Raw genomic sequence first — 5,409 nt, forward strand, 5'->3', positions numbered from 1 at the left:
GCTATATTTAGTGTTGTGCAAAAAGCACATAAAATTGATGTAATTTCTTACCAAGATCATTCGCAGGCCACATTGCAAGTTAATCCTGACGGAAGCGGAAAGATTGTAAAAATAGATTTATTTCCTGAAATTATTATTTCTGATTCATCACAAACTGAGTTAGCACTTTCGCTACATAAAAAGGCAAATGAATTGTGTTTTATTGGGAATTCATGCAATTTTCATGTATATCATCACGCAAAATGTAGCGCGAAATAAAACCGAGCTAAACTCGGTTTTAATAATTTATTATATTCCTAAAAATATCTGAAAAATTATTAATAAAATAATTTTCCTCATAAGAAGTAATAAATTCTGGAGATTTAGTTAATGTTGTATTATTTAACTCAAAATTTATTTTCTGAGAAAATAATAACTCTCTATTTTTTAAATTAAGAACCTGTAAAGCAATGCCATATCTACTTTTCCTTCTTCAGGTAATTTCGCTTTATTAAGACTTAGATACTGAGCTACTTGAATATACGGTTCTACTTTTAACTCTACAATAAATGCATAATCATAGTAAGTATCATGATTTATAAAATTCATAAATTCATCAGACTTATAGTATTCATCATAAAATTCTAATGAATTAACAATCGTATTTTCATCATTAAATAATCCTTTTACAGATTGGTCAATTTTTTCATGAAGTTTATCTGTACCCTCTGGAAAATCATTCTTTATAATGACATAATTTTTTGTTCCTCTAAATTAAGTTGAACAGTATTATTTTCATTTAAAGAAATATTTTTTTCGAGGCGATTTACATTATACGAATTGCACGAAGTAAAAATAATTATTAAAAGTAAAAAGCTATATTTCATGGATATAAATAAGATTTCACCAAAATTTGATTGTAAAAATGAATTCGATAATCTTTCATACTTATTTTATTAAGGTTCAATTTCGTTATTAAATCTGTAATAATAGTACAATATTTTATTTTACATCGAATGTGCTTTATATCCTTCGAAATGAATCATCCAAAATGTTCAAACTTGATCAATAAAAGACGCATAAAGCTCAGCAAAAAACTGCTCAGCCAAAGGCATTTCTAACGATTTTGCATTTACCGAAAGACGATCATATAATTGATGCGCTTCTGCGGGATTATCAACATCAAGCATAATGTAATTATTATTTCCAGCTTTGTATTGATGTCCAAATTCTTCAATAATATCAGAACCCATTAACATTGTTGTTTCATTAATAAACAATGCCACATGCGAAACTTTATCCTTTGCACTTTCTGGAATCTGAAATTCTGGACTTGGCGGCATATCTCCCATTTTATACATCCCAATATTTTGCGTTTCAAAAACAGTTTCATAAAACTGAAATGCCTTTTCGCAATCTCCGTTAAAATTTAAGTAAGCGTGTACTTTAGCCATAATATTGTATTTTTTGTGATTATTTTTTTAGTATAATGGTTGACCATTTTCATCGGTTGTTAGAACCTCGGTCATATAATCTAAAAATGGTTGAAGAACTTGAATTGATTTTGCCACTTTCTGTGGAAAATCTTTTGCTAAAACTTCTTCATCCGTAAAATTCTTGATGAATAAATATTGCTTTTTACGTAATAATTCAATTCGTTCATGATCTTTAGAAAAACCTTTTGGAGCAGATTTCACTTCATCTCCTTGCATTTCACCAAATTCTTTCTGAATCATTTTTGATTGCAAAATCTTCGCTAATTCATCCGAAACTTCAATATCTTTTCTAATACGAAGCAAATCATCGCGCTCTGGTCCCCAAAAACCAACACCTATAAAATTACGATTCGGTTGAATATGGAAATAATATCCTCCTCTATTTTGTGGTTTCTTTCGACCTGTTTGTGCAGAAAAATGAGTTTTATAAGGAGTTTTATCGTGAGAAAAACGAACATCTCTGTAAATTCTATAAATTTTAAGCGGTTCTAATTCTTCCTTTTTACTTAATTCTTGGTAAATCACATTGAAAATTGAATCTGCTTCAGCTTTCGCTGTATCAAATTCAACTTTATGTTCTGTAAACCATTCGCGGTTATTATTTTTTTCTAATTTTTTTAAAAATTTATCGATTTGTGACATGATTTATTTTTTTCGATTAAGTAGTACTTTTTCATAATTTTCTATCCATTGTTGTGGCGTAATTTTTTGCGCTAATTCTCCGATTAATTCAAACGGAATATCCTCTACTTTTTTGAAACGAATACAACTTTTTCCCATATCTAATTTACGTTTTGAGTATTTTGGATATTCATCAACAAACCAATTCAGCAATTTATTGTCCATATAAATTCCCATGTGATATAACGCAATGAAATTCTTTTGAGAAGCAATATTGATAAACGGCAACGGTGATTTCGGATCGCAATGATAACCATTCGGATAAAGTGAAAACGGTACAACAAACCCAAGATGACCATAGCTCAACTGCAACTCGAAACCAGTGGGTAATTTATCTGCCAAAATTTTAATTAATTTCTCAACAGCTTCTTTTCTTTCTACTGGAATTGACGTTAAATATTCTTCTAAATTTGCGACTTCATATTGCATTATTTTCGATATTTATCATTCAAACCTTTTCCTTCTAAAATCATAGGTTTTATTTTTTCGATGCGAGAAATTTTCGTTTTCTCTTGTTTTGCTTCATCAATATATTCGATGTATTCTTTTTGTCTTCCTGAAGTTAAAGCTTTAAATGAAGTAAATAATTTATTGTTTTGATTTAGAGTTTCTTTCAAAATCCCATCAACTTCTTTTGGCGTAGATTTTTGAGGTTTTATTTCTTTTCCATCTTTCACCAATTGAATCGCTTCTAAGACATATTCTCTTACTTTTTCGACATCAATTTCATCGGCAGAATTAAATCGCCATTGACGCAAAGCTTTCGTTTTTTCTTCATTTGCGTTCACCAAAACTTTGTATGGATCTTTCAAGAAAACGCCATTGTGAAACCACAACGCAAAATGATTTTTGAAACCACTAAATGCCAACACATTTTTCTTATTGAACGTATAAATATCTCCACCCCATTTAAACTCTTTTACAAGTTCTGTTTCATTTACAACTTGTTGAATTTTCTCATTCGCTTGCGTCCAATTTCCTTTGTATTTTGTCCATTCTCCAGTTTTTAGATCTTTCATCAAATTAACCTTATACAACACAATTTCCTTCAATAATTTCTTCGGTAAAGCTTTATCCAAAGGAAGTTGTATCGCACCTTTTGATGTTTTATAATCCGTCAAATCATTTTGAAAATGTTCGATTGTTTCAGCTCCAGGATAAATCCCTACATGATTTTTGAACATCGCAAAATGAATCACATTTCCATTTAATCGGAAAGTGGGCATTTTATAATTAATCGTTTCTGTTGCTTGTGGTACAACTTCGTAAATAATTTTTCTTATGTTTTCTAAAATATCTTGTTTGGCTTGATCAAACCCAAGAATATATTCATCAATAGTTGTAAAATTATCTGTCATCATCATTATTCCTCGCAAATCTCTTTCAGCTTGCGTAGTGCATTTATCCACATTTCTCTGACTTGAGTTTCTGGAAAAACCTGATCATCTATTTCTACTGAACAAGTTAATCGTGTATGACCTTCAACATCTTCCATTTTATACGTTTCTTCTGTATTTTTCCATGCATCAATTTCTGGTCCATCAAAAATCTCTTGACCATCTTCGTTCAGCTTTCCGATATGACGCATTTTGATTGATTTTCCTACAATATTTTCATCTATTGTAGCAATCATCGCAGCCGAACCTTTTTCGGTTTCATAAGTGAAATAAACATGAGAACCTTCGGACCAATCTCCTTTGAAATCTGAAGTTTCACTAAACGGTTTCGTCCAAATTTTATACGAATCTGGTGCAATCATTACTTTATGCACATGCTTAGGCTGCGCATAAATAACTTCTGTAAACGATACTTTTTTCATATTTTAAGCATTTGCTAATCCAAAAACAGCTCCAGCAGGATCTTCTATAATTGCAAATTGAAGATTTCCTTCTTTACTTTTAATCTCATGAATAGATTTCCCTCCCATTTCCAACGCTTTTTGCAAACTTTCCGCAACATTATCTACACTAATGTACATAATCCATTGCGAAGAAATTCCTTTATTCATGCCACGTTTCGTACAAACTCCACCAGCCGCATTTTCTGTAGAAGACATCATTGTATAATCATTGTATTCCTCTTCACCATCTTTCATCGCAACATTTTTGACTTCCCAACCAATCACTTCTTTGTAAAAATCTTTTAATTCAGTCGAATTTTCAACAGTTAAATCAGCCCAAACCATTTGACCAATTTTCGATTTATTTTCTTCCATCTTCTACTATTTTTATCGATTCGATTCAACATAATTCTTGAAACTATTCAAAATAGCTTGCCAACCTTGTTGCTGCATTTCAGTAGGATTTTGACTTTCTGGTTCAAATTTTTCTGTGATTTTGGTTAAATTATTTTCTTCATGAAAATTAATTTCAACCTTACGACCATCTGCAATGTAATAACGAATAAATTTATTTGGAATGATTTCATCATATTTAGCTTCAAATTCGAATTGAAAACTGCCATCTTTCGCAGCCATCGTACTGTTTAATTTTCCACCAACTTGCAAATCATTTTCTGCTTTCGGACAATGCCAATCATCAGAAGCTTGATTCCATTTTACAATATCTTCAGGAGAATTAAAAGCTTTCCAAACTTGATCTATTGGAGCATTTATTATTGTTTCGATTGTGATCATACGTATGTCTTTTGTTCATTTTTAAGGTTTCATAAAATCAAAAGCACCTTTGCGCAAATTAATTCCATATTCGAGATAAGCTTTCAAACAAGCCAAGAAATTAGCCCAACCTTCTGTTTGTCCCATCAATTGCTTAATTCCAGCTTCATCATCATTCATTTCATGTTCAATGACTTTGACAATTGTCGAATCATTTTCTCCTTTTTCAAGAAAAATTTCCACCAACATATCATCAACACCGCCACTCCAATCAAACGAAATGTATTCATCTTGTTTTAAATCGCCTCCCATTACAGGAAAAATATCATCAAACTCAGGGAATTTCCATTCAACAATTTTTCCAGTTTCGATAGCACCCGTAGAAGAAGCGATAAAATATTGATTCATCTTATTTGGATTAACAATCGCATCAAAAACTTCATTTTTAGGTTTCTGAATTTGAATTGTTGCTTTTGCAGTTAACTTCATTTCAATTGATTTTGGCTAACTAATTTAGTCAAAAAAAGTGTTCGAATTTTCGAATTCATAAAAAATAATTAAAACTTTATCGATATTGAAATCATTTGTAGAAAATAATTCGATTTATAAGTGTAAAATTTAAAAGTTTTTTACATTTAT

At 30.6% G+C, this 5,409-nt stretch carries 8 protein-coding genes and 1 pseudogene; 1 reads left to right on the forward strand and 8 read right to left on the reverse strand.

Annotation, left to right across the window (positions count from 1 at the left end; genetic code table 11):
* Window positions 1-258: pseudogene (locus B3R94_RS07230) on the forward strand (osmotically inducible protein OsmC); the annotation flags it as partial.
* A 776-nt stretch (window positions 259-1,034) separates the two neighbouring features.
* Here B3R94_RS07230 and B3R94_RS07235 read toward each other — a convergent pair.
* The 8 genes from B3R94_RS07235 to B3R94_RS07270 are packed head-to-tail and all read right to left on the reverse strand — an operon-like array spanning window position 1,035 to window position 5,259.
* The gene (locus B3R94_RS07235) at window positions 1,035-1,433 is read right to left on the reverse strand and encodes a VOC family protein (RefSeq protein ID WP_291099711.1); all 399 of its coding nucleotides are present in this window, start codon (window positions 1,431-1,433) and stop codon (window positions 1,035-1,037) included.
* 27 nt (window positions 1,434-1,460) lie between these two features.
* A complete protein-coding gene (locus tag B3R94_RS07240; RefSeq protein ID WP_291099714.1) occupies window positions 1,461-2,117 on the reverse strand; it encodes a DUF2461 domain-containing protein in 657 nt (218 codons plus the stop codon).
* 3 nt (window positions 2,118-2,120) lie between these two features.
* Window positions 2,121-2,585, reverse strand: a complete 465-nt coding sequence (locus B3R94_RS07245) for a DUF1801 domain-containing protein (RefSeq protein WP_038330627.1) — start codon at window positions 2,583-2,585, stop codon at window positions 2,121-2,123.
* On the reverse strand, window positions 2,585-3,565 hold the full coding sequence (locus tag B3R94_RS07250; RefSeq protein WP_291099716.1) for a DUF1801 domain-containing protein: 981 nt from the start codon (window positions 3,563-3,565) through the stop codon (window positions 2,585-2,587). The genes B3R94_RS07245 and B3R94_RS07250 overlap by 1 nt, the downstream gene beginning before the upstream one ends.
* Window positions 3,520-3,975, reverse strand: a complete 456-nt coding sequence (locus tag B3R94_RS07255; protein WP_291099719.1) for a hypothetical protein — start codon at window positions 3,973-3,975, stop codon at window positions 3,520-3,522. Before B3R94_RS07255 ends, B3R94_RS07250 begins: the two co-directional genes overlap by 46 nt.
* A 3-nt stretch (window positions 3,976-3,978) precedes the next feature.
* On the reverse strand, window positions 3,979-4,371 hold the full coding sequence (locus B3R94_RS07260) for a VOC family protein (protein ID WP_291099722.1): 393 nt from the start codon (window positions 4,369-4,371) through the stop codon (window positions 3,979-3,981).
* A 12-nt stretch (window positions 4,372-4,383) separates the two neighbouring features.
* The gene (locus B3R94_RS07265; protein ID WP_291099725.1) at window positions 4,384-4,791 is read right to left on the reverse strand and encodes an SRPBCC family protein; all 408 of its coding nucleotides are present in this window, start codon (window positions 4,789-4,791) and stop codon (window positions 4,384-4,386) included.
* A 21-nt stretch (window positions 4,792-4,812) separates the two neighbouring features.
* Window positions 4,813-5,259, reverse strand: a complete 447-nt coding sequence (locus tag B3R94_RS07270; RefSeq protein WP_219033967.1) for an SRPBCC domain-containing protein — start codon at window positions 5,257-5,259, stop codon at window positions 4,813-4,815.
* Window positions 5,260-5,409 lie beyond the last annotated feature (150 nt).

Origin of the sequence: Empedobacter sp. UBA7611 (assembly GCF_002484365.1) — a bacterium.
In the GTDB taxonomy this organism is placed as follows: domain Bacteria; phylum Bacteroidota; class Bacteroidia; order Flavobacteriales; family Weeksellaceae; genus Empedobacter; species Empedobacter falsenii_B.

What these genes read in the sequence shown, in the direction of transcription:
- B3R94_RS07235 (WP_291099711.1), bottom strand. Translation starts at nt 1,433, where the DNA reads ATGGCTAAAGTACACGCTTACTTAAATTTTAACGGAGATTGCGAAAAG.
- B3R94_RS07240 (WP_291099714.1), bottom strand. Translation starts at nt 2,117, where the DNA reads ATGTCACAAATCGATAAATTTTTAAAAAAATTAGAAAAAAATAATAAC.
- B3R94_RS07245 (WP_038330627.1), bottom strand. Translation starts at nt 2,585, where the DNA reads ATGCAATATGAAGTCGCAAATTTAGAAGAATATTTAACGTCAATTCCA.
- B3R94_RS07255 (WP_291099719.1), bottom strand. Translation starts at nt 3,975, where the DNA reads ATGAAAAAAGTATCGTTTACAGAAGTTATTTATGCGCAGCCTAAGCAT.
- B3R94_RS07260 (WP_291099722.1), bottom strand. Translation starts at nt 4,371, where the DNA reads ATGGAAGAAAATAAATCGAAAATTGGTCAAATGGTTTGGGCTGATTTA.
- B3R94_RS07265 (WP_291099725.1), bottom strand. Translation starts at nt 4,791, where the DNA reads ATGATCACAATCGAAACAATAATAAATGCTCCAATAGATCAAGTTTGG.
- B3R94_RS07270 (WP_219033967.1), bottom strand. Translation starts at nt 5,259, where the DNA reads ATGAAGTTAACTGCAAAAGCAACAATTCAAATTCAGAAACCTAAAAAT.